This is a genomic window from Flavonifractor sp. An10 (genome assembly GCF_002161215.1).
GTDB lineage: Bacteria > Bacillota > Clostridia > Oscillospirales > Oscillospiraceae > Flavonifractor > Flavonifractor avistercoris.
This window is the reverse complement of the sequence record NZ_NFMB01000006.1, coordinates 68,915-90,920: the sequence shown is the minus strand read 5'-3', so window position 1 is coordinate 90,920 and position 22,006 is coordinate 68,915. Positions and strand designations below refer to the sequence as shown.

17 protein-coding genes are annotated in these 22,006 nt (G+C 66.7%); 10 read left to right on the top strand and 7 right to left on the bottom strand.

From position 1 onward, the window contains the following. The first annotated feature begins 96 nt into the window (after positions 1-96). Positions 97-1,101 (top strand): ATP-binding protein, encoded by a 1,005-nt coding sequence (locus B5E42_RS11700; protein ID WP_087239851.1) that lies wholly within the window; start codon positions 97-99, stop codon positions 1,099-1,101. A 48-nt stretch (positions 1,102-1,149) separates the two neighbouring features. Here B5E42_RS11700 and B5E42_RS11695 read toward each other — a convergent pair whose 3' ends face one another. From B5E42_RS11695 to rpsO, 4 genes are all read right to left on the bottom strand, one after another. Next, positions 1,150-1,665, bottom strand: a complete 516-nt coding sequence (locus B5E42_RS11695; RefSeq protein WP_087239849.1) for a hypothetical protein — start codon at positions 1,663-1,665, stop codon at positions 1,150-1,152. 493 nt (positions 1,666-2,158) lie between these two features. Then, the gene (locus tag B5E42_RS11690; RefSeq protein WP_087239847.1) at positions 2,159-3,409 is read right to left on the bottom strand and encodes a pitrilysin family protein; all 1,251 of its coding nucleotides are present in this window, start codon (positions 3,407-3,409) and stop codon (positions 2,159-2,161) included. A gap of 533 nt (positions 3,410-3,942) precedes the next feature. After that, positions 3,943-6,093: a polyribonucleotide nucleotidyltransferase gene (locus tag B5E42_RS11685; RefSeq protein WP_087239845.1), complete on the bottom strand. Its 2,151-nt coding sequence runs from the start codon at positions 6,091-6,093 to the stop codon at positions 3,943-3,945. 313 nt (positions 6,094-6,406) lie between these two features. Further along, positions 6,407-6,673 carry a 30S ribosomal protein S15 gene (rpsO, locus tag B5E42_RS11680; protein WP_087239843.1) on the bottom strand — a complete coding sequence of 89 codons (267 nt, stop codon included), beginning with the start codon at positions 6,671-6,673 and terminating at the stop codon, positions 6,407-6,409. 572 nt (positions 6,674-7,245) lie between these two features. Here rpsO and B5E42_RS19980 point away from each other — a divergent pair. The 9 genes from B5E42_RS19980 (at position 7,246) to B5E42_RS11635 (ending at position 17,586) form a co-directional block, all read left to right on the top strand. Further along, positions 7,246-7,803 (top strand): DUF1836 domain-containing protein, encoded by a 558-nt coding sequence (locus B5E42_RS19980; RefSeq protein ID WP_087239841.1) that lies wholly within the window; start codon positions 7,246-7,248, stop codon positions 7,801-7,803. 108 nt (positions 7,804-7,911) lie between these two features. Beyond that, positions 7,912-8,634 (top strand): hypothetical protein, encoded by a 723-nt coding sequence (locus B5E42_RS11670; protein ID WP_087239839.1) that lies wholly within the window; start codon positions 7,912-7,914, stop codon positions 8,632-8,634. Between the two features lie 20 nt (positions 8,635-8,654). Continuing rightward, on the top strand, positions 8,655-10,109 hold the full coding sequence (locus B5E42_RS11665; RefSeq protein WP_087239837.1) for a flotillin family protein: 1,455 nt from the start codon (positions 8,655-8,657) through the stop codon (positions 10,107-10,109). 167 nt (positions 10,110-10,276) lie between these two features. Continuing rightward, a complete protein-coding gene (locus tag B5E42_RS11660) occupies positions 10,277-11,563 on the top strand; it encodes a peptidylprolyl isomerase (RefSeq protein ID WP_087239835.1) in 1,287 nt (428 codons plus the stop codon). Positions 11,564-11,969: 406 nt separating this feature from the next. Next, positions 11,970-12,326 (top strand): helix-turn-helix transcriptional regulator, encoded by a 357-nt coding sequence (locus tag B5E42_RS11655; RefSeq protein WP_087239833.1) that lies wholly within the window; start codon positions 11,970-11,972, stop codon positions 12,324-12,326. Continuing rightward, on the top strand, positions 12,326-13,012 hold the full coding sequence (locus B5E42_RS11650; RefSeq protein WP_087239831.1) for a response regulator: 687 nt from the start codon (positions 12,326-12,328) through the stop codon (positions 13,010-13,012). Before B5E42_RS11655 ends, B5E42_RS11650 begins: the two co-directional genes overlap by 1 nt. Positions 13,013-13,103: 91 nt before the next feature. Further along, a complete protein-coding gene (locus B5E42_RS11645) occupies positions 13,104-15,749 on the top strand; it encodes a cation-translocating P-type ATPase (protein ID WP_087239829.1) in 2,646 nt (881 codons plus the stop codon). 108 nt (positions 15,750-15,857) lie between these two features. Continuing rightward, the gene (locus B5E42_RS11640) at positions 15,858-16,349 is read left to right on the top strand and encodes a sigma-70 family RNA polymerase sigma factor (RefSeq protein WP_087239827.1); all 492 of its coding nucleotides are present in this window, start codon (positions 15,858-15,860) and stop codon (positions 16,347-16,349) included. Then, the gene (locus B5E42_RS11635) at positions 16,330-17,586 is read left to right on the top strand and encodes a DUF4179 domain-containing protein (RefSeq protein ID WP_087239825.1); all 1,257 of its coding nucleotides are present in this window, start codon (positions 16,330-16,332) and stop codon (positions 17,584-17,586) included. The genes B5E42_RS11640 and B5E42_RS11635 overlap by 20 nt, the downstream gene beginning before the upstream one ends. A gap of 554 nt (positions 17,587-18,140) precedes the next feature. Here the strand turns inward: B5E42_RS11635 and xdhC are convergent. Genes xdhC through xdhA form a run of 3 tightly spaced genes read right to left on the bottom strand, consistent with a single transcriptional unit; the run spans position 18,141 to position 21,808 of the window. Beyond that, the gene (gene xdhC / locus B5E42_RS11630) at positions 18,141-18,626 is read right to left on the bottom strand and encodes a xanthine dehydrogenase subunit XdhC (protein ID WP_087239823.1); all 486 of its coding nucleotides are present in this window, start codon (positions 18,624-18,626) and stop codon (positions 18,141-18,143) included. Further along, complete coding sequence (gene xdhB, locus B5E42_RS11625; RefSeq protein WP_087239821.1) at positions 18,623-19,504, bottom strand: xanthine dehydrogenase subunit XdhB; 882 nt, start codon at positions 19,502-19,504, stop codon at positions 18,623-18,625. Before xdhB ends, xdhC begins: the two co-directional genes overlap by 4 nt. 3 nt (positions 19,505-19,507) lie before the next feature. Next, entirely contained in the window at positions 19,508-21,808 is a 2,301-nt protein-coding gene (gene xdhA / locus B5E42_RS11620; protein WP_087239819.1) for a xanthine dehydrogenase subunit XdhA, read from the bottom strand. Between the last annotated feature and the right edge of the window lie 198 nt (positions 21,809-22,006).

Sequence of the window (22,006 nt, the reverse complement as noted above, 5' to 3'; positions counted from 1 at the left end):
CGGCCAAGCCCGGGAGGCGGAGCAGCGGGTGCGGAGGATCTGGAGCGCATGCGGGAATTTCTCCGCCGGGAGCGGGAGAAGGAGGGAGGCTAAGCCATGGGATACGAAGCCAGCGTACTGCGCCGGGCCACCAAGCGGCTGGAGGAGGCCCGGAAGGCCCGGGAGGAGCGGCAGGATCGCCTGCGGGCGGAGATCTACGCCAAGCTCCCCCGGGTGGCGGCCATCGACAAAGAGCTGCGGCAGACCATCACCCAGATCATCGCCGCCTCCCTGCGCAGCGGCAGCGACCCGGTGCCCGCCATCGGGGTGATCCGGGACAAGAACCTGGATCTCCAGCGGGAAAAGGCGGAGCTGCTGACCGCCAACGGCTACCCCGCCGACGCCCTGGACGACGCTCCCGCCTGCCCCAGGTGCGGCGACACCGGCTGGGTGGGGGCCAGTATGTGTTCCTGCCTGAAAGAGCTATGCACCCAGGAGCAGATTGCCGAGCTGTCCAAGCTGCTGGATCTGGGGGAGCAGTCCTTCGACACCTTCTCCCTGGACTACTATTCCCCCCTGCCATTTCCCGGGGAATCCCTCACCCCCCGGGAGAACATGGAGTTCATCTTCGACGTGTGCTCCAGCTATGCCCGGCGGTTCGGGAAGTTCTACTTCCGCAACCTGTTCCTCACCGGCGCGCCGGGGCTGGGCAAGACCTTCCTGTCCGCCTGCATCGCCCGCACCGTGTCGGAGAAGGGCTTCTCCGTGGTGTACGACACGGCGGTGAACATCTTCGCCCGCTTTGAGGAGCAGAAGTTCGCCCGGGACAGGCAGGAGGTGGGGGAGGCCAGGGACGAGACCCGCCGCTACCTGGGCTGTGATCTTCTGATCCTGGACGATCTGGGCAGTGAGCTCACCACCCCCTTTGTCCAGTCGGCCCTGTACACCCTCATCAACGCCCGCCTGACGGCGGACAAGGGGACGGTGATCTCCTCCAACCTGACTATGGATCAGGTGAGGGCCCGCTACACCCCCCAGATCGCCTCCCGCCTGGAGGGGGAGTACCGGGTGCTGCCCTTCTACGGGGAGGACATCCGGCTTTTGCGGAAGCAGAGGCTTTGATACAGACAAAACGACCGGCGGAACGCTCTCCCGTTCCGCCGGTCGTTTTTATGAAAGCGGCTCTTTCAGCGATGTCTCCCCTGATTCCTCACTCAGGTGGTCTTGCTCCCATGTTTTACAAAACAGATTGGCCTGATACAGGTAATTCCTGTACGCCCTTGTCTCTCCGCCTGCCTCAGCCTGCCCGATCCCTCTCATGAGCTCCAGCTTTATGGACAGCAGCTCGCAATTGGAAAACAGCTTCCCTTGGTTCCGCTCATGGAATACATACAAATCCACCGGTACCATTTGATACCTGTGTTCCAGGTAGCGGTAATACGGCAGGCTGTTTTGATCCCAGGAAAGCCGGTAGCAGCATATGTTTTCCCAGTCCCGTACAGGCAGCCCGTTCTTCTGTTGAAATTCCTTTTCTCTCTGAAAGCCGCCTCTGGTTACGGGATTCAGTTTCTCAAATGCCAGCCGCTCCATGGCAAATTCCCGTTTCAGGGCCTCCAAAATTTCCTCGGCGCTGTGCGCTCCGATTGTGATCACGTCCCGAGGCGTCGGACGGCAGCTTCCATTCATGCGGCCTTTTCCCCCCTCAGGCGGTCTGCCCCGACAGCCAGGCCGCAAGCCGCTCCCGGGCGGCCTGTCAGCCGGACAATCCGCTTCCCCGTCCATTTCCAGGCCTTTTTCTCCATGCTTCACCGCCCCTTTCCCGGTTTTTGCCTCCATGGTATCACGGAGTGAAACTGCTGTCAATGCAAAAGCAAAACTCCTGTTAGCAGACAGAGGAGGACGGTTCCCGTCCTCCTCTCAGACTGTCGAAAAACCTCCTGCGAAGGAGTACCTCGCAGAGTTCCTGCGGCCGCAGCCGCAGGAATAAAATCAAAATCCGTCATTTCCGGGGACATGTGCCTCGGAAATGACACTTCTCATGGCGGAAGGGGTGACTTTTTCGCAAGAAAACGAACCCCTTCCGCCATGCAGCCTTTCTCGAAAAAGCGGCTTTGCCGCTTTTTCGACACGCTGTCTGGGGTTGTGCTGCACTGTGCGGCCGGCCCACCCCTGCCCGCTCTCAGCTCAGCAGGGCCTGGTACCCCTCGGCGGAGCCCACCCGTCCCACGGCGGAGAGGGAGGCGTTCTCGAAGCGGAACAGCTCCCGGGCCAGGGTGCGCACGTCCTCCCGGGTCACCGCGTCGTAGGCGGCGATGATCTCGTCGGGGGAGAGCACCTCGCCCATAAGCAGCTCCCCCCGGCCCAGGCTGCTCATATGGGCCTGGGTGGACTCCAGGCCCATGAGCACGTTGGCCTTGGACTGCTCCCGGGCCCGATCCAGCTCGGCCTGGGTGACGCCGTGGTCGGCGAAGTCGCGGATCACGGCCAGGATGGTGTCCAGGGCCTGGCCCTCGGTCTCCTTCCCCAGGGCGGTGTAGACGCCGAAATAGCCGGTGTCGTCGTGGCAGGTGCCGTAGGAGTAGATGGAGTAGCACAGGCCCTTCTGCTCCCGCACCTGCTGGAACAGGCGGGAGGACATGCCGCCCCCCAGGATGGAGGACAGCAGCTGCATCTGGAACCGCCGGGGGTCTGCGAAGGGGATGCCGGGGAAGGCCAGGGTCAGGTGGTTCTGCTCGATGGCCTTCTTCTTCACCGTCACGCCGGGGACGTAGGCGGTGGGGCGCACGGCCCGGCCGGGCCGCCCCTCCAGCCCGGCGAAGCGGTCGGCCAGGGCCTGGGCGTCGGCGTCGGTGAAGCTGCCCGCCAGGGCCACCACGATGCGGTCGGGGCCGTAGTGCTCCCGCTGGTATTCCCGCAGCCAGGCGCCGTCCATCTTCTCCAGGGTGGCCTTCCGCCCCAGGATGGGCCGGGCCAGGGAGGAGCCCTTGAACACCGCCCCGGCCAGCCGCTCGGCGCACAGATCCTCCGGGTTGTCCTCGTACATGCCGATCTCCTCCAGGATGACGCCCCGCTCGGTCTCCACATCGGCATCGTCGAACTTGGAGTGGAAGAACATGTCGCACAGGATGTCCGCCGCCTGGTTCAGGTGGGTGTCCAGCACCCGGGCGTAGAAGCAGGTGCACTCCTTGGTGGTGAAGGCGTTGATCTGGCCCCCCACCGCGTCCATCTCCTCGGCCAGCTCCCCGGCGGTGCGCCGGCCGGTGCCCTTGAAGAGCATGTGCTCGATGAAGTGGGCCGCGCCGTTCTCCGCCGCGCTCTCGTGGCGGGAGCCGGTGCCCACCCAGATGCCCAGGGACGCCGAGCGCACCCCGGGCACGTGCTCCGTCAGAATCCGCACCCCGTTGGGGAGCGTCTTTTTCTCATAAAACAAACGAAATAACCTCGCACTTCTCTGTATTTTCGCGCTCAGGGCTTGTTTGAAAATTGGCGATGTGCCCGGCGGCGAGGGATTTGGGCCCGCCGATTGGGCATGTTGACATTTTCAAGCAAGCCCTAGTATGGACAAAAGCGGGGCGGTTTACGCCCCCCGCAGGGCGATGAACAGCAGAACCACCGCCGTGATGGCCAGGATCAGCGCCAGATACCCCAGCACCTTCTTTTTCATGTCGGGTTCTCCTTTCCCTTCCCATGGTCAACATACTATATCACATTCCGCCCCCAATGTCACACACAAAATAAAAACCGGGCGGGGAAATCCCCCGCCCAGCCTCTCGGGAAAGCGTCAGGCCGCTTTCCCGAGAAAAGTTGCATGGCGGAGGAGACTCGATTTCTTGCGAAATTGTCGTCTCCTCCGCCATGAGAAGTGTCATTTCCGAGGCGCATGTCCCCGGAAATGACGGATTTTCATTTGATTCCCGCGGCTGCGGCCGCGGGAACTCTGCGAGGCTTCCCTCCGGGCCGTGCTTATTTCACCATTTCGCCGGCGGCCTTTTTGGCCTTGATCTCCTTGAGGGCGTCCTTGTAGGACAGGTTGACCCGGCCCTTCTCGTCGATGTCGGTGACCTTGACCCAGATCATGTCGCCGATGTTGACCACGTCCTCCACCTTGTTGACACGGTGGTCGGCCAGCTTGGAGATGTGCACCATGCCGTCCTTGCCGGGGGCCAGCTCCACGAAGGCGCCGAACTGGAGGATGCGCACCACCTTGCCGTAGTACAGCTGCCCCACCTCGGGCACGAACACGATGGTCTCGATGGTCTTCTTGGCCGCGTCGCAGGAGGCCTTGTCGGTGCCCGCGATGTAGATGGTGCCGTCGTCCTCGATGTCGATCTTGGCGCCGGTGTCTGCGCAGATCTTCTGGATGACCTTGCCGCCGGAGCCGATGACCTCGCGGATCTTGTCCACGTCGATCTTCATCTTCACCATCTTGGGGGCGGTGTCGGCCACGTCGGGCCGGGGGGCGGAGATGCAGGGCAGCATGATCTCGTCCAGGATGGCGTAGCGGGCATCCTTGGTGATCTCCAGGGCCTCCTTGATGATCTCGTGGCTCAGGCCGTCGTTCTTGATGTCCATCTGGATGGCGGTGATGCCGGCCTTGGTGCCGGCCACCTTGAAGTCCATCTCGCCGTGGAAGTCCTCCACGCCCTGGATGTCGATGAAGGTCTGGAAGGAGCCGTCGTCGTCCTGGATCAGGCCGCAGGAGATGCCGGCCACGGGGGCGGAGATGGGCACGCCGGCGTCCATCAGGGCCAGGGTGGAGCCGCAGATGGAGCCCTGGGAGGTGGAGCCGTTGGAGCTCAGCACCTCAGACACCACCCGGATGGCGTAGGGGAACTCCTCCACGGGGGGGATCACCGGCTCCAGGGCCCGCTCGGCCAGGGCGCCGTGGCCCTTCTCCCGGCGGTTGGTGGAGCGGGCGGCCCGGGCCTCGCCGGTGGAGTAGGCGGGGAAGTTGTAGTGGTGCATATACCGCTTCTCCTCCTCCTCCCAGATGGTGTCCAGCTTCTGGGAGGCGGAGAGGGTGTTCAGGGTGCAGATGGAGAGCACCTGGGTCTGGCCGCGGGTGAACAGGCCGGAGCCGTGCACCCGGGGCAGGACGCCCACCTCGGCGGCCAGGGGGCGGATCTCGTTCTTCTGGCGGCCGTCCACACGGTGGCCCTCCAGCAGCCAGGCCTTGACGATCTTCTTCTGGAACTTGTAGGTGATCTCCTCCAGGTACTTGTCCATCTCGGGATAGTCCTCCAGGAAGAGCTCGTGCCAGTGCTCGATGAGGGCGTTCCAGCGCTCCTCCCGGACGTTCTTGTCGTCGGTGTCCATGGCGGCCTTGGCCTCGTCCATGGTGGCCTCCACGATCTTGTCGAAGAGCTCCTGGTCGAAGTCGGCGTGGTCGTAGGTCATCTTCTCCTTGCCGATCTCGGCCACGATGGAGTTGATGAAGGCCACCTGGGCCTTGATCTCCTCGTGGGCCTTCACAATGGCCTCATACATGATGTCGTCGGGGATCTCCTTGGCGCCGGCCTCGATCATGATGACCTTCTTCTCGGTGGCGGCCACGGTCAGATCCAGCTGGGAGGCGTGCTTCTGCTCGTTGGTGGGGTTCATGACGATCTGGCCGTCCACATAGCCCACCTCCAGGCAGCCGATGGGGCCGGCCCAGGGGATGCAGGAATAGGCCAGGCAGGCGGACACGCCGATCATGGCGGTCACCTCGGGGGAGCAGTCACGATCCACGCTCATGACGGTGGCGGTGACCACCACGTCGTTGCGGAAGTCGTAGGGGAACAGGGGGCGGATGGAGCGGTCGATCACCCGGCTGGCCAGCACGGCGGGCAGGGAGGGCTGCCCCTCCCGGCGCATGAAGGAGCCGGGGATGCGGCCCACGGCGTACAGCTTCTCCTCAAAGTCCACGCTCAGAGGGAAGAAGTCCACCCCGTCCCGGGGACGGGGGGCCACGGTGACGGCCACCAGCACGGTGGTCTCGCCGTAGGTCACCATGGCGGAGGCGGAGGCCAGCTCGGCCACCTTGCCCACGTCGATGGTCAGGGGGCGGCCCGCCACCTCGGTCTTGTAGACATGGCGGTTGGTAAATTCCTTGTGCTTGATGATGGTTGACATGTGGGGGATTCCTCCTTTTTATCCTGGGTTTTGGCGCTCCCACACATCAGAGCCGTGCTCGTTTTAGCATTTGAACCCACGTCCGGCCCGCCGGGCCCAGGTTCAACTGCTAAAAGGCGCGCTCTGACGGATGGGAAGAAGGGGTGGCACGGTGTCCCGCGCCACCCCCTGATTCGTTGTTGTCACGCTGCGGCGGCTGCACGACGGACAACTGCTCAACACTCCGCGAAAAATGCCGTTGGCGTTCCGCCAACCTGTTTTTTCGTCTGCGTGTTTCGCTGTTGTCCTGCTCCGCACGCCTCCGCGCTTCTTCTTACTTCCGGATGCCCAGCTTGGCGATGATGGCGCGGTAACGCTCCACGTCCTTCTTGGCCAGGTAGTCCAGCATCTTGCGGCGCTTACCGACCATCTTCAGCAGGCCGCGGCGGCTGTGGTTGTCGTGGATGTGCACCTTCAGGTGCTCAGTCAGCTCCTGGATGCGGGCGGTGAGAATGGCAATCTGCACCTCGGGAGAGCCTGTGTCAGTGGGATGGGTGCGGTTGGCCTCAATGACGGCCGTCTTTTCGTCCTTGCGAATCATGCTTGTGGTTCCACCTTTCATACAATGTGCCCGGGGCTGCGTGACCGGCCGGTGAGAGCCAGGAGACGAAGCCGGGGGTAAGTTGAGTCGCCTGTTCACAGGCTGTAGTAGTTTACCATATTCTATTCCCCTTGTAAAGGGGTCATTCCCAAAATTGCGGGGAATTTCCGGCAAAAACAGCGATTTCGACCACGCCATCCAACCGTAGGACGCGGCATCCCTGACGCGCCGCTCGTTTACCGGTGCTCCCCCGGTGGAGCGCCGCTTTTTTGAAGGTGGCTTTGCTGGATTTCTATCGGAAGCGCCCCCGGCGCCTCCGACGCGGCGGGCGCCCCCTCGGCTCGGGGCGGGCGACCACAGGTCGCCCCTACGGACGGCGCGCCGAGTCGTCGCGCCCCACGGATAGCGGTGGCTGGGCGGGCATCCGGGAACCCCTCATCCGCCCCGAAAGAAGCCGGGCGGCGCGCCGAGTCGTGACCTTCCGCGATTTTACAAAATAATTACTTGACCTCTATTGACAATCATATGATTGTTTAGTATAATCAAGCCACAGCATGAAAGGAGTGGATGATATGGCCAAGACGCTGCCCGGCACCACCATCCCGGTGGACTGGAGCCGTCCGGAGGAGGCCGAGACCCGGCTCAACTCCCTCTTTTTGGCGGGTGGGCTGATGCTCTCCCAGGTGGCCAGCCTGACGGGGCTGGAGCCCTATGTGATCCAGAACTGGGTGCGCCGGGGCTTTGCGGCCCCGCCGGAGCGCAAGCGGTATTCCCGCCGCCAGTTCTGCCGCATTGTCCTCATCAACATGCTGAAGGACTCCATGCAGCTGGACAAGATCTGCACCCTGCTCTCCTATGTGAACGGAGAGCTGGACGACGAGTCGGACGATCTGATCGACGACGCCCAGCTGTACCTCTATTTTGTGCGCCTGGTGGTTCTGGTGGAGCGGAAGAACCCCACCGGGCCGGAGGAGGCCGCGCAGTGGTGCCGCGCGGCGGTGGAGGACTACCAGGAGCCGGTTCCGGGCGCCCGGAACCGGGTGGCCCGCTGCCTGCACGTGATTCTGACGGCCTACCTGGCCGCCCGGCTCAAGCAGGAGGCGGAGGCCCTCCTGTCCGCCCTGACCTGAGGCGTCCCGATCCAGCGGCGGGACGGCTTTCCGGCCCCTGCCGCTGTTTTCAGATACATCCCTGAAGTTCCCTGAATTTTTCGCCTGAGAGAAAGGAGGCGCGCGTCCATGGCAGCCTGGTGGCAGTCCCTCACTGCCCTGGAACACATTCTGCTCTACATCGCCGTCCCCGCCACGCTGGTGCTGATCATCCAGACCGTCCTGCTCTTCGCCGGCGGCGTGTTTGACAGCGACGGCGCCGGGGAGGGAGACGGCGGCCTTGACCACGACGGCCTTGACCACGACGGCTTCGACCACGCGGACAGCCACTTCGACGTGGGCGGCCACGACGCTCCCCCCGGCGGCGACGGCTCCGACCTGACCCCCGACCACTCCGGCGGCCCCGACAGCGGCCTGCACCTGTTCACGGTGCGGGGCGTGGTGGCCTTCCTGGTGCTCTTCGGGTGGGGCGGCCTGTGCCTGTGCCAGGTGGGGATGCCCGGCTTCCTGGCCGTCTTTCTGGCCGTGCCCATCGGCTTTGCCGGCATGGTGGGCATCGCCCTGGCGGTACGCCAGGCGGTGCGCCTCCAGTACGACGGAACCCTGGATCTGCGCAACGCCGTGGGCCTGGCCGGCCAGGTGTACCTCACCGTGCCCCCCGCCCGGACGGGGGAGGGCAAGGTGATGGTGACGGTGCAGGAGCAGCTGCGGGAGCTGGACGCCCGCACCGATTCCCCTCAGCCCATCCCCACGGGCAGCGCCGTCCGGGTGACCGGCCTGGCCGGCCGGGACATCCTGCTGGTGGAGCCCGCCCCCGCGTCATCCGGGCAGCAAGAAAAGCAAGAAGAATAGAAAGCAAAGGAGGAAAGCTCATGTTTGACAGTATCTTCGGCATGATTCTGGTCTGTGTCATCGTCCTCATCGTCTTTTCCCTGCTGGTGTTCATCATCAAGCGGTACAAGAAGTGCCCCTCCGACCGGGTGATGGTCATCTACGGTAAGGTGGGCAGCAACAAGGACGGCTCCACCCGCAGCGCCAAGTGCATCCACGGCGGCGCGGCCTTCATCTGGCCGGTGATCCAGGCCTATGAGTTCCTGGATCTGACCCCCATGTCCATCTCGGTGGATCTGGAGAACGCCCTGTCCCGCCAGAACATCCGCATCAACGTGCCCAGCCGGTTCACCGTGGGCGTGTCCACCGAGCCCGGCGTGATGCAGAACGCCGCCGAGCGCCTGCTGGGCCTGAAGCTCCAGGAGATCCAGGAGCTGGCCAAGGACATCATCTTCGGCCAGCTGCGCCTGGTCATCGCCACCATGGACATCGAGGAGATCAACACCGACCGGGACAAGTTCCTGGAGGCCGTCTCCCGCAACGTGGAGGGGGAGCTGAAGAAGATCGGCCTGCGGCTCATCAACGTCAACGTCACCGACATCTCCGACGAGAGCGGCTACATCGACGCCCTGGGCAAGGAGGCCGCCGCCAAGGCCATCAACGACGCCAAGAAGAACGTGGCCGAGCGGGATCGCGACGGCTCCATCGGCGAGGCCAACGCCCGCAAGGATCAGCGCGTCCAGGTGGCCCAGGCCGACGCCACCGCCATCCAGGGTGAGAACGCCGCCAAGGTGGAGGTGGCCATGTCCAACGCCCAGCGCCGGGAGAAGGAGGCCGAGGCCACCCGCATCGCCACCGCCGCCGAGAAGATCGCCGCCGCCCAGGCCCTGGAGGAGGCCTACGCCGCCGAGCAGAAGGCCGAGGAGGCCCGCGCCCAGCGCGAGAAGGCCACCCAGGAGGCCGACGTCATCGTCCGCACCGAGATCGACAAGCGCCGCATGGAGCTGGAGGCCGAGGCCGAGGCCGAGCAGATCCGCCGGAAGGCCCGGGGCGAGGCGGACGCCATCCTGGCCAAGATGCAGGCCGAGGCCCAGGGCGCCCAGGAGATCCTGCTCAAGCAGGCCGACGGCCTGCGGCAGATCGTCTCCGCCGCCGGCGGCAACGCCGACAGCGCCGTGCGCCTGATGCTGGCCGACAAGATGGAGGAGCTGATGCGCATCCAGGTGGACGCGGTCAAGAACATCAAGATCGACAAGGTCACCGTCTGGGACGGCGGCGAGGGCAGGGACGGCAAGACCGCCACGGCGGGCTTTGTCTCCGGCCTGATGAAATCCATCCCCCCCATGAACGAGATGTTCGACATGGCGGGCATGCAGCTGCCCCAGTTCCTGGGCACCAGCAAGGCCGGCGAGGCCGCCCCCGCCCAGCCCGAGGCGCCCAAGGCCCCGGAGGCCCCCAGGGCCGCCGAGGCGCCCGCGGAGGCCGCGGAGCAGTAACCGACCCCATACAGCCGCCCCCGGAGCCGTGCTCCGGGGGCGGCTTTTTGCCTTGCCCGCCGGCCCGGTCGAAAAATTTGGGTTGTCTGCGGCGGCGGGATGGTGTAAACTGATCCCGGCCGCGCCGCCCGGAAAGGGCCGCCGGCAATAAAGGAGGATTACCACCCATGAAACTGAACCGTCTCTTGTGCGCCGGAGTGTGCGGCGCGGTGCTGCTGGCGGGGCTGTCCGCCTGCGCCCCCGAGGCGCCCCAGGCCGATCCCGACGACATCGCCTACCAGGCCGCCGGCATCTCCCGGGACACGGTGCTCTTCACCGTGGACGGCACCGAGGTCACCGCCGACGAGTACCTGTTCTGGCTGCTCCAGAGCGTGGCCGCCGCCAAGCAGAGCGGCTATCTGACCGACGACAACGCCTGGGAGGAGGAGATCAACGGCACCCCCACGGCGGAGTACCTGCGTGAGGACGCCCTGAACACCAGCATTCTCTACACCACCGTGGCCAACCATGCCGCCGCCGAGGGCATCACCCTCAGCCAGGAGGACGAGGACGCCATGGACACCGAGCTGGAGACCCTGACCCAGAACCTGGACACCTACTACGGCATGACCTACCAGGAGTACCTGGATCAGCAGTGCATCAGCGACGCGGCCTTCCGCAAGCTCAACAGCGTGGCCTACCTGGCCCAGGATCTCCAGGCCGCCCTGGAGGAGCGGGGCGAGTTTGAGGCCGGTGAGGCCGATCTGGACGCCATGATCGAAGAGGCCGGCTACACCAGGGCCAAGCACATCCTGCTGGCCTTCCCCACCAACGAGGACGGCTCCGCCGCCACCGACGAGCAGAAGGCCGCCGTGCTGGAGGAGGCCAACCAGCTCCTCGCCCAGATCCGCGCCGCCGCCGACCCCGCCGCGGAGTTTGACGCGGTGATGAACCAGCGCAGCGACGACGGCCGGGACGAGAACGGCGATTTGTACATGCCGGAGGGGTACACCTTCTACGGCGACGGCTACCTGGCCGACGGCACCGGCGCCCTGGTCAGCGAGTTTGTCAACGCCGCCAAGGCCCTGGCCGTGGGGGAGATCAGCGACCCGGTGGAGACCTCCTACGGCTACCACATCCTGATGCGGGAGGACTTCACCGACGAGGAGCGGCAGCAGCTGCGGGACTCCATGGCCTCCATCTACCCCAACTACGCCATGAACCAGCGCAATGAGGAGTGGATCGCCGAGGCGGTGGTGGAGACCACCCCCGCCTATGAGGCGCTGGATCCCCACGCCTTCTACGTGAACATGGCGGAGATGGCCCAGGCCTGGCAGGCAGAGCGGGAGGCCGAGCAGGCCGCCCAGGCCACCGCCTCCCCCGCGGCGGAGAGTGAGACTCCCGCCGCGGAGACCGAGACCCCGGCAGTTGAATCCGAAACCCCTGCCCCGGCGGAGACCTCCTCCGCCGAATAGACGAAATTCCCTTTGCACTTCTCTTTGCGCAATGCAGGCGCAGCGCCCGGGGGGCGCTGCGCCTGAGACTGTCGAAAAAGTGGCTTTTGCCACTTTTTCGAGCAGGATGCAGTCCGCCGCGCGCAGGATTTGTCCGATTCAGGCGGACAAATCCCACACTTGCGGCCTGAGAAGTGTTTTCTCCGACGCACATGTCGCCGGAGAAAACAGATTCCCATTTTTTCGCGCCTGCGGGCGCGAACTCTGCGAGACTTTTTCGACACGCTGAGGCGCAGCGCCCGGGGGCGCTGCGCCTGCTGTTTTTCCGTTTTGAAATTATCGTTTCAAATATATCATCTATCGTTGATAGTAAAAATCCAAAGTTGTGTCAATCTATAGCTAAAGTTAAACCATTGAGGAGGGCACCATGGAGGATTTTGAAAAGAAGCAGATGATGAAGGATGTGGGGGCGCGGGTATACGACCTGCGGACGGCAGCGCACATGAGCCGGGAGGCCCTGGCCGAACAGCTGAACATCACCCCCCAGTATGTCAGCGAGATTGAGCAGGGAAAGAAGTGCATGAGCATGTCCATCTTCGCGGAGCTGGGCCGGGTGTTCCACCGGGGGCTGGACGAGCTGGCCTGGGGCAAGACGCCGGCGGATCCCGGCCTTGACCGGCTGGTGCGCCACCTGCGGGAGCTCTCCCCGGTAGACCGGGATATGGCCATCCACATCCTGCGCCTGACCTTCCGCTCCATCCAGGAACTGGGGCCGGAGCAGTAATGGCGGCGGAGCTGCGGGTACTGGTGGTGGAGGATCAGGAGGAGACCCGTCTGCTCTCCGCAGCCCTGCTGGAGCGCCACGGCCTGCGGGTGTGCGGCCTGGCCCGGGACGGGCTGGAGGCCCTGGCCCGCATCCGGACGGAGCGGCCCGACGCGGTGGTGCTGGATCTGATCCTGCCCGGGCTGGACGGGCTGGGCCTGCTGCGGGCCCTGGGCCGGCGGGACGGCGGCCCCGTGGTGGTGGTGACCTCCCAGATCTCCGATCCCGCGGTGTCCAGCCTGGCCTGCCGCCTGGGGGCCAACTACTACTATATCAAGCCGGTGAATTTTGAGGAGCTGGCCAGCCTGCTGCGCTCCATCTGCCCCGGCCCCCGGGTGCGGGCGGCCCGGGCCATGCTGGAGGAGATGGGGGCCGCCGGCCTGGGGCTGGAGGCGGCGGCCCTCACCGCCGGGGCCCTGGCCGCCGGCGGGGCGGAGTCTCTCCCCCTGAAGGCGGCCTATGCCGCCGCCATGGCCGCCCAGCACACCAGCTACGCCTGCGTGGAGAAGAACATCCGCGCCATGGTGGGCCGCCTCCACCGGGCGGGCGGCGCCCCCTATGCCCGCCTCATGGGCGGCCTGCCGCCGGAGCGGCCCAGCAACGACGCCTTCCTCCGCCGCCTGGCGGGGCGTCTGCCGGAAATGTGACGGCCCGGCGGGATTCCCCCAAAATCGGACGGGCCCTCTGCTATACTGGAGTCCAGAAATTGGAAAAATCCAGGAAGTGAGGGAACAGACGATGGGCGCATGGCATACATACAGCGCACAGCAGGCCATAGCAGAGCTGGAGACCGACCGAACCCGGGGCCTGACCCAGGGGGAGGCGGAGCGGCGGCTGGAGCGGTACGGCCCCAACCGGCTGGAGGGGGGAAGGCGGCCGGGGCTCCTCCGCCGCCTGTGGGGGCAGCTCACCGACCCCATGGTGCTGGTGCTGCTGGCGGCGGCGGGGCTGAGCCTGTGGGCCAGCGGGGGGGAGGACTGGCTGGACGCGGCCATCATCCTGGTGATCGTGGTGGTCAACGCCTGCATCTCCCTGTCCCAGGAGGACAGCGCGGAGAAGGCCCTGGCGGCCCTGCGGGACATGTCCGCCCCCCTGGCCCGGGTGGTGCGGGACGGGAAGCTGATCCGGCTGGAGACGGACAGGCTGGTGCCCGGCGACATCATTCACCTGGAGGCGGGGGATCTGGTGCCCGCCGACGCCCGCCTGCTGGAGGCGGCGGGCCTCCAGGCCGACGAGAGCGCCCTCACCGGCGAGTCCGCGCCGGTGAGCAAGGGGGTGCTGGCCGCCCTGCCGGAGGACACCCCCCTGGCGGAGCGGGCCAACCTGGTGATGGCCTCCACGGTGCTCACCCGGGGGCGGGCCGCGGCGGTGGTCATTGCCACCGGCATGGACACGGAGGTGGGCCGCATCGCCGGCCTGCTGCTGGATCAGGAGGAGGGGGAGACCCCCCTGCAGAAGAAGATGGCGGAGATCTCCAGGGCCCTGTCCTTCGTGTGCCTGTGCGTGTGCGCGGTGATGTTCGGGGTGGGCCTGCTCCAGGGCCGGGGGATGCTGGACATGTTCCTCACCGCCGTGTCCCTGGCGGTGGCCGCCATCCCCGAGGGCCTGCCCGCCATCGTCACCATCGTGCTGGCCCTGGGCGTGGGGCGCATGGCAAAGCGCCGGGCCATCGTCAAAAAGCTCCCCGCCGTGGAGACCCTGGGCTGCGCGGGGGTGATCTGCTCGGACAAGACGGGCACGCTCACCCAGAACAAAATGACCGTGGTGGAGGTGTGGACGCCCCGCCCGTCGGGGCGGGAGACCGCCCTCACCATCGGGGCTCTTTGCTCCGACGCCGCCCTGACCTGGAAGGGGAGGGAGCCGGTGAGCACCGGCGACCCCACCGAGGCGGCCCTGGTGACCGCCGCCGCCAAAGAGGGCCTGGACAAGAACGAGCTGGAGGGGGCGTGGCCCCGGCGGGGGGAGCTGCCCTTCGACTCGGAGCGCAAGCTGATGACCACCGTCCACGCCAAGCCCGGCGGGGGGTACCGGGTGTGCGTCAAGGGGGCCCCCGACGTGCTCTCTCGCCGGTGCAGGCTGGATTCCGCCGCCGCCCGGCGGCTGGAGGCGCGCAACGAGGCCATGGCCTCCCGGGCCCTGCGGGTGCTGGGGGTGGCGTACAAGGATCTGGCCCTCCTGCCGGCCCAGCTCAGCAGCGCCGTGCTGGAGCAGGGCCTCACCTTCGCCGGCCTCATCGGCATGATCGACCCGCCCCGGCCAGAGGTAAAGGCGGCGGTGGAGCGGTGCTTTGCCGCCGGCATCCGGCCGGTGATGATCACCGGCGACCACAAGCTCACCGCCGTTGCCATCGCCCGGGAGCTGGGCATCTGCCGCCCCGGCGACCTGGCCCTCACCGGCGACGATCTGGACTTTCTCCCCCAGGAGGTGCTGGAGGAGGAGGTGGACAAATTCTCCGTCTATGCCCGGGTGTCGCCGGAGCACAAGATGCGCATCGTCCAGGCGTGGCAGGCCCGGGGGAAGGTGGCGGCCATGACCGGCGACGGGGTCAACGACGCCCCCGCCCTCAAGGCCGCCGACATCGGCTGCGCCATGGGCCTGAGCGGCACCGACGTGGCAAAGGGTGCGGCGGACATGATCCTCACCGACGACAACTTCGCCACCATCGTCGCCGCCGTGGAGGAGGGCCGGGGCATCTACGCCAACATCAAGAAGGCCATCCACTACCTGCTCTCCTGCAACATCGGGGAGATCCTCACCATCTTCTGCGCCACCCTGTTCCGCTTCCCCCAGATGCCCCTGGCGCCGGTGCAGCTGCTGTGGCTCAATCTGGTCACCGACTCCCTGCCCGCCCTGGCCCTGGGGGTGGAGCCGGTGGAGGAGGGGGCCATGGCCCGGCCCCCCCGGGATCCCCACGCCTCCCTCTTCGCCCACGGCTTCGCCCGCCGCCTGGCCTGGCAGGGGGCGATGGTGGGGGCCCTCACCCTGGCGGCCTGGCTGCTGGGGGGCTGGGTGCTCCCCGGCCCCGCCGCCCCCATGGCCGCCGCCAACACCATGGCCTTCGCCACCCTCACCCTCTCCCAGCTCTTCCACGCCTTCGACGTGCGCAGCGAGGAGGCCTCCCTGTTCCACATCGGGGTGTTCTCCAACCCGGCCATGAACCGCGCCTTCCTCATCGGCCTGGTCATGCAGCTGGCGGTGCTCTGCGTGCCCCCCCTCCAGGCGGTGTTCCGCACCGTGCCCATGAGCCCCATCCAGTGGGCGGCGGTGCTGGCCCTGGCGGTGACGCCGGTGGCGGTGTGCGAGTGCGCCAAGGCCATCGCCCGCCGCCGCGCCCGGCCCAAAAAGCGGCGCCCGGCGGAGAAGATCCCCGCCGGGCGCCCATAGCACTTCCATTCCGGGCAGTCCTGCCCGGAATTTTTTTGTGTTTTTCTGCAACCAAATGCCCCGCCGGCGCGTGTATCAGGTAGAATAGGATGGAAAGGAGGGAGGGCCGTGGACGGCGAAAACTGGCGGGAGCCGGCGGAGCTGGCGAGGGCCTACGCCCCGGCCATCTACCGCCTGGCCTACGCCCGGACGGGCAGCCGGGCCGACGCGGAGGACATCATGCAGGAGGTGTTCGTCCGCCTGCTGCGGGCCGGGCCGGACTTTGCCGACCGGGCGCACGCCCGGGCCTGGCTGCTGCGGGTGGCGGCCAACTGCGCCAACGACTGGTTCCGCGCCCCCTGGCGGCGGCGGGAGGGGCCCCTGATGGACTCCCTGCCCGCCCCGGAGCACGAGGACGGCGGCGTGGTGGAGGCGGTGCTGGCTCTGCCCGCCAAGTACCGGACGGCTGTGCACCTGTACTACTACGAGGAGCTGAGCGTGGCGGAGATCGCCAAAATCACCGGCAAAAGCGAGAGCGCGGTGAAGTCCCGGCTGTTCCGGGCCCGGGCCATGCTGCGGGAGGCGCTGAAGGAGGACGACGATGTTTCAGAGCGACTATAGGCGGGAGATGGACAGCCTGGCCCCCGGCTCGGCGGCTATGGAGCGGCTGGAGGAGCTGCTGGCAGAGGGCCCGGCAGAGGGGAAAAGGCCACGGCGGCGGCTGGGCCGGCGGGCCGCCCTGGCCCTGGCCCTGTGCGGGGCGCTGACCGCCACCGCCCTGGCGGCGGGGCCCTCCATCCGGCAGGCGCTGTCGGCCCACCTGGGGTCTTTTGCCCCCTACGGCCAGGCGCTGGAGGGCACTGCCACGGTCAACGGCGTGGAGATCCGCCTGCTGGAGGCTGTCACCGACGGGTACAGCGCCCGGGTCTACTACACCCTCACCGACCTGGAGGGGGGCCGGTTCAACGACCACACCGCCGTGGGCGGCGGCATCTCCGCCGAAAACCTGGGGGCCGTCGCCCGGTTCGGGGGCGGGGTGATTTCCTGCGACCCGGACACAGATACCCTGCTGGTGGAAAAGCTGCTCTTCGGCGCGGACTTCAGCCAGCCCGCCGCGCTGACCGTCGGCTCCGCGGACTCCTCCCGGCGGACTTTTGACGCGGTGCTCCCCGTAACGCTGCCCGAGAAGCCCATTCAGACCACCCTTGTGGACGGCAGGGCCGTGGCCCTGCCGGGGCAGAATACGGTGACCGACCCGGACAACGGCGACTATGTCCTCTCCGCTGTGGGCTTCGACGGGGAAGGCCGGTTCCACGCCCTGGTGCTCTTTGACGAGCAGTTCCACGATCTGACAGGCGATGCCTATCCCTACATCCCCGGCGCGGAGGGCATCGACCGATACCCCGGGGAGACCGAGTGGGTGAAGGTGGAGCACGGCGAGGACACCATCACCACCGGCGTGACGCCGGAGCAGGTGGAATACGTGTTCGTCAGCGGCTCCTACCACGGCCCCGAGGAGCCCATCCCCCTCAACGTCACCTTCCCGCTGGAACTCCAGCCGGTGGACGCCTGGGAACAGGCTCCGGGCCGGGCCATAGGCGGTGTGCAGGTGGAGAAAATCCACCTGTCCCCCCTGAGCCTGGCGGTGTTCTACCGGGACAGCCCGGAGAGCAGCGTGGGCCATGTGGTGCTCACCCGGAAGGACGGCACACAGGTACCCCTGCGCATCCAGATCGGCGGGGCGGCCATCGGGGAAGATGCCGGCCTGCGCTATGACTTCTGGTCTTTTGACGAGCCGGTGGAGCTGGACGACATCGCCTCCATTACCATCCGGGGGGAGACCATCTCCCTGCCGTAGGGCGCGGCATCCCTGACGCGCCGCCCGTGCGGGCCTGCCCGGCCGGGGCCCCGCCGAAGCCCAGCGAAGCGGGTTCGGTGGGGAGAAGGAGGCCCAGCGGAGGGAATGAGCTTTCGCGTTTACGCGGAAGCGAACGATCCGCAGCTTGGGCCGACGCCGTAACGCCCCCTCGGCTCGGGGCGGGCGACCGCAGGTCGCCCCTACGGATATAATTACCACAACCACCAAAGTTTTTCGGAGGCATGGCACCGATGGCGGCCCGGCGGGCCAAGTTGGTACAGCGCAGTAGCTTTCAGGGCTTGCAGGGTAATCCCGATGCGTGCCGCCCGAGGCGCGGCAGCGCCTGTAACATGAGAGACAATAAAACGGGCGGCGATGCGCGGCTGGTCTTTGCAGGCCAAACGCAGCGCACCGCCGCCATGAACCCCCGTTTTTTGGGGGGCGCCGGGGGGAAGATTCCCCCCGGCCCTTTCTTTACCACCGCTTTCTTCGGAAAGAAAGCGGTGCCCCGGCCGGGCAGGCCCGCCCCCGGGGGGATGGCCCCCATTGGCAGATTATTTCCCCACGAATTTATGGGCCTCGTTGACGGCCCGCTCCACGGCGTTGAGGATGTTCTGGTAGCCGGTGCAGCGGCACAGGTGGCCGGAGATGAGCTTGCGCAGCTCGTCCCGGGTGTACTGCTTGCCGGAGCCCACGATCTCCACAGCGGACATGATGATGCCGGGGGTGCAGAAGCCGCACTGGACGGCGGCCTCCTCCACGAAGGCCCTCTGGATGGGGGAGAGGCCCCCGTCGGGATCCTGGAGGCCCTCCACGGTGAGGATGGTCTTTCCCTGGGCCCACACGGACAGGTAGATGCAGGAGTCGATGGCCTCCCCGTCCACCAGGACGGTGCAGGCCCCGCACTCCCCCACCTCACAGCCCTTCTTCACGCTGGTCAGGCCCAGCCGCTCCCGCAGGGTGTCGGCCAGAGACTCCCGGGGGTCGATGCCGATCTCCACCGGCTTGTTGTTCACAGTGCAGCGCAGAATCTCGATCATACGTCGGCGCCTCCCTTCCGGGCCGCCTCCCGCAGGGCGCGGGGGGAGAGCTCCTCAATGAGCTGGATGCGGAATTCCTTGGACGCCCGCCAGCTGGTGCGGGGGTTCACGTCGGCCAGGGCGGCCTTGCCGATGACGGCGATGGCCTCCTCGATGGGCAGGCCCCGCACCGCCGCCTCGGCGGAGGGGGCGCGCATGGGCACCGGCCCGGCCACGCCGAAGGCCAGGGCCGCGTCGTCCACCGTCTTTTTGTCGTCGGTGAGCTTCACCAGGCAGCTCACCCCCAGGGTGGCGATGTCCATGGCGGCTCGCTGTGCGTATTTGATGTAGTGGCCGGTATACCCTGCGTAGTTGTCGCGGGGGATGATGATCTTCACCAGCAGCTCGTAGGGGGCCAGGGCCACCCTGCCCACCCCCTGGTACCACTCGGAGATGGGCACGTCCCGCTCCCCCTTGGGGCCCCGCACCCGCAGCACCGCGTCCAGGGCCACCAGGGTGGAGGCCGTGTCGGCGGAGGTGATGCCGTTGCACACGTTGCCGCCGATGGTGCCCGCGGCCCGCAGCTGGGGCCCGCCGGCCATGTCCGCCGCCTCCCCCAGCACGGGGACGGTCTGGCGGATCACGTCGGAGAAGGTCACCCCCCGGAAGGTGGTGAGGGGGCCGATCTCCACGTCGCCGCCGGGGGAGAGGGTGACGCCGGAGAGCTCGCCGGTGAGATTGTGGATGGACACCAGGGAGCAGCCCGCCAGCTTGCCCTCCCGGATCTTGATGAGCACGTCGGTGCCCCCGGCGATCACGAGGGCGGAGGGGTCGGCCTGGAGGGCCCGGATGGCGTCGTCCACCGACGTGGCCTGATAGATGGATTGGATGTCATACATGGCTCAGATCAGCCCTCCTCTCTGAAATTCCTCCACCATGTGCTGAGGGCTCATGGGCAGGGAGTTCACCGCCACGCCGGTGGCGTAGAGCACCGCGTTGCGCACGGCGGGGGCCACGGGGATGGCGGGGGGCTCGCCCAGGGCCTTGTTGCCGAAGGGGCCGGAGGGGTCAACCGTCTCCACGAACAGGGCCTTCAGCTCCGGGTGATCCATGGCGGTGGGCAGCTTGTAGTCCAGCAGGTTGCCGTTGAGCAGCCGGCCGGTCTTTGGGTCGAACTTCATCTCCTCGCTGAGGGCGTAGCCCAGCCCCATGCTCATGCCGCCGTGAACCTGGGCCTCGGCCAGCTGGGGGTTGATCAGCCTGCCGGAGTCGTGGACGTTGACGATGCGCAGCACCTTGATCTTGCCCACGGGAATGTCCACCTCCACCTCGGCGAAACAGCAGCCGAAGGCGAAGGTGTTGTCCTTGCAGTGGTTGGTGTCCTCGGCGGTGATGTGCACCGAGTGCTCCAGGGAGTAGAAGGCGTTGAGGGCCAGGTCGGCCAGGGAGATGAGCTTCTCCCCGCTGCCGTCGGCGATGTGCCGGTGGAGGATGGTCAGGCCGTCGGCGTCGGGGAAGAGCTCGGCGGCGTAGGAGAGGAGCTTGGCCCGGAACTCCTCCCCCACCTTCTTGATGGCCTTGCCGGTGACGTAGGTCTGCCGGGAGGCGTAGGCCCCGGTGTCAAAGGGGGCGGTGTCGGTGTCCTGGAAGGAGATGATGTGCACGTCCTCGGTGGGGATGCCGATGGCCTGGGCGGCCATCTGGGAGAACACGGTGTCGCCCCCCTGGCCGATCTCGGTGGCCCCCAGGTGGAGCTGTACCGTGCCGTCCTGGTTGAGCACCATGCGGGCGGAGGAGGTCTCCAGGGAGATGGGGTACACGCCGGTCTTGTAGGAGAAGCAGGCCATGCCCACCCCCCGGCGCACCGGGCCGGTCTGGTTTTTGTACTTCTCCCGCAGCTCGTCCCAGCCGATGTACGCCGCGCCCTTGTCGATGCACTCCCGCAGGGCGGTGGAGTGGCAGGTGATGCCGTTGAAGGGGTCTACATAGCCCAGGGGCATGGCGTTTTTCTTGCGGAACTCCAGGGGATCCAGCCCCATTTCCCGGGCAATGTCCTCCATAAAGCACTCGGAGGCGAAGTTGCACTGGGGGATGCCGTACCCCCGCATGGCGCCGGGGGCGGGCCGGTTGGTGTAGACGGTGAGGGCCTGGGCGTGGTGGCCGATCTGGTCTAAGTACAGCTGGCGGTAGCCGGTGACGGCGTTGGCCACGATGGCGTTGCCGTGGGAGGCGTAGCCCCCCTGGTTGGACACGGCCTTGCAGTACCGGGCCATGAGGGTGCCGTCCTCGTCCACCGCCGCGGCCACGTCAAAGGAGATGGGGTGGCGGGAGCGGGTGTTCTGGAAGGTCTCCTCCCTGGAAACGTCCAGGCGCACGCACCGGCCCCCCACCTGGGTGGTGAGCCAGGCGTTGAGGGGCTCGTAGAGCACCTCCTGCTTGTTGCCGAAGCCGCCGCCGATGTAGGGCTTGACCACCCGGATGGAGCCCCAGCCGATGCCCAGGGCCTGTCCGATCACCCGGCGGACGATGTGGGGGATCTGGGTGGAGGTGACCACCGTAATGCGCCCTGACTCCATGTAGGCGAAGGAGACCGGGTTTTCGATGTGGCAGTGCTGCACCTGCTGGGTCTCATAGTGCCCCTGGAACTGGCGGAATTTAGGGCTGGACAGCACGTCCTCCACGGTCTCAAACTCCCCGCCCCGGATGGGGGTGCGGAGATCCATCCGGGCCAGCACGTTGTCCGGGTGCTCCTCGTGGATGGGGGGGAACCCCTCGGCCATGGCCCCCTCCGGCTCCAGGGCCACGGGGTACTCCTCGTACTCCACCCTGATCAGCTTCAGCGCCCGGTGGGCGGTGATCAGATCCTCCGCCACCACGGCGGCGATGTCGTCCCCGTAGATGCGCACGCGGCGGTTGAGCAGCTTCCGGTCGGCCACGTCCTGGTGGGCCGCCTCCACGCTCCAGGGGTGGCCGGGGGTGGGGTACTGGATGTCCGGCACGTCAAAGCAGGTGAGCACCTTCACCACCCCGGGCAGGGCCTGGGCCTCCGAGATATCCATGGATTTCACCCAGCCGTTGGCGATGGTGCTGTGGAGCACCGCCGCCTCCAGCACGGGATGGGGGCAGAGGTCGTCGGTATACTTGGCGCGGCCGGTGACCTTGTCGGCCGCGTCCACGCGGGGGATGCTTCTTCCGACTTCCATAAAAAAGCGCGCCTCCTTTCTGTTTGGCACCACCAGTATACCGCAACGGCGGGCAAAAGGGAAGGAGAACTTCCCGGCCGGCCGGCATGGCTCTCCGGCCCGGGCCATATACTGTTCAGGGCGCGGGCGGAATCTTCTCATGTTCTTTTTTCATGAAAAGCGATTGAAAGACCCGGGCTCCTGTGCTACACTGCTTTT

What these genes read in the sequence shown, in the direction of transcription:
- B5E42_RS11660 (WP_087239835.1), top strand. Translation starts at nt 10,277, where the DNA reads ATGAAACTGAACCGTCTCTTGTGCGCCGGAGTGTGCGGCGCGGTGCTG.
- B5E42_RS11655 (WP_087239833.1), top strand. Translation starts at nt 11,970, where the DNA reads ATGGAGGATTTTGAAAAGAAGCAGATGATGAAGGATGTGGGGGCGCGG.
- xdhA (WP_087239819.1), bottom strand. Translation starts at nt 21,808, where the DNA reads ATGGAAGTCGGAAGAAGCATCCCCCGCGTGGACGCGGCCGACAAGGTC.
- B5E42_RS11670 (WP_087239839.1), top strand. Translation starts at nt 7,912, where the DNA reads ATGGCAGCCTGGTGGCAGTCCCTCACTGCCCTGGAACACATTCTGCTC.
- rpsO (WP_087239843.1), bottom strand. Translation starts at nt 6,673, where the DNA reads ATGATTCGCAAGGACGAAAAGACGGCCGTCATTGAGGCCAACCGCACC.
- B5E42_RS11665 (WP_087239837.1), top strand. Translation starts at nt 8,655, where the DNA reads ATGTTTGACAGTATCTTCGGCATGATTCTGGTCTGTGTCATCGTCCTC.
- B5E42_RS11685 (WP_087239845.1), bottom strand. Translation starts at nt 6,093, where the DNA reads ATGTCAACCATCATCAAGCACAAGGAATTTACCAACCGCCATGTCTAC.
- B5E42_RS11650 (WP_087239831.1), top strand. Translation starts at nt 12,326, where the DNA reads ATGGCGGCGGAGCTGCGGGTACTGGTGGTGGAGGATCAGGAGGAGACC.
- xdhB (WP_087239821.1), bottom strand. Translation starts at nt 19,504, where the DNA reads ATGTATGACATCCAATCCATCTATCAGGCCACGTCGGTGGACGACGCC.
- B5E42_RS11700 (WP_087239851.1), top strand. Translation starts at nt 97, where the DNA reads ATGGGATACGAAGCCAGCGTACTGCGCCGGGCCACCAAGCGGCTGGAG.
- B5E42_RS11695 (WP_087239849.1), bottom strand. Translation starts at nt 1,665, where the DNA reads ATGAATGGAAGCTGCCGTCCGACGCCTCGGGACGTGATCACAATCGGA.
- xdhC (WP_087239823.1), bottom strand. Translation starts at nt 18,626, where the DNA reads ATGATCGAGATTCTGCGCTGCACTGTGAACAACAAGCCGGTGGAGATC.
- B5E42_RS19980 (WP_087239841.1), top strand. Translation starts at nt 7,246, where the DNA reads ATGGCCAAGACGCTGCCCGGCACCACCATCCCGGTGGACTGGAGCCGT.
- B5E42_RS11645 (WP_087239829.1), top strand. Translation starts at nt 13,104, where the DNA reads ATGGGCGCATGGCATACATACAGCGCACAGCAGGCCATAGCAGAGCTG.
- B5E42_RS11635 (WP_087239825.1), top strand. Translation starts at nt 16,330, where the DNA reads ATGTTTCAGAGCGACTATAGGCGGGAGATGGACAGCCTGGCCCCCGGC.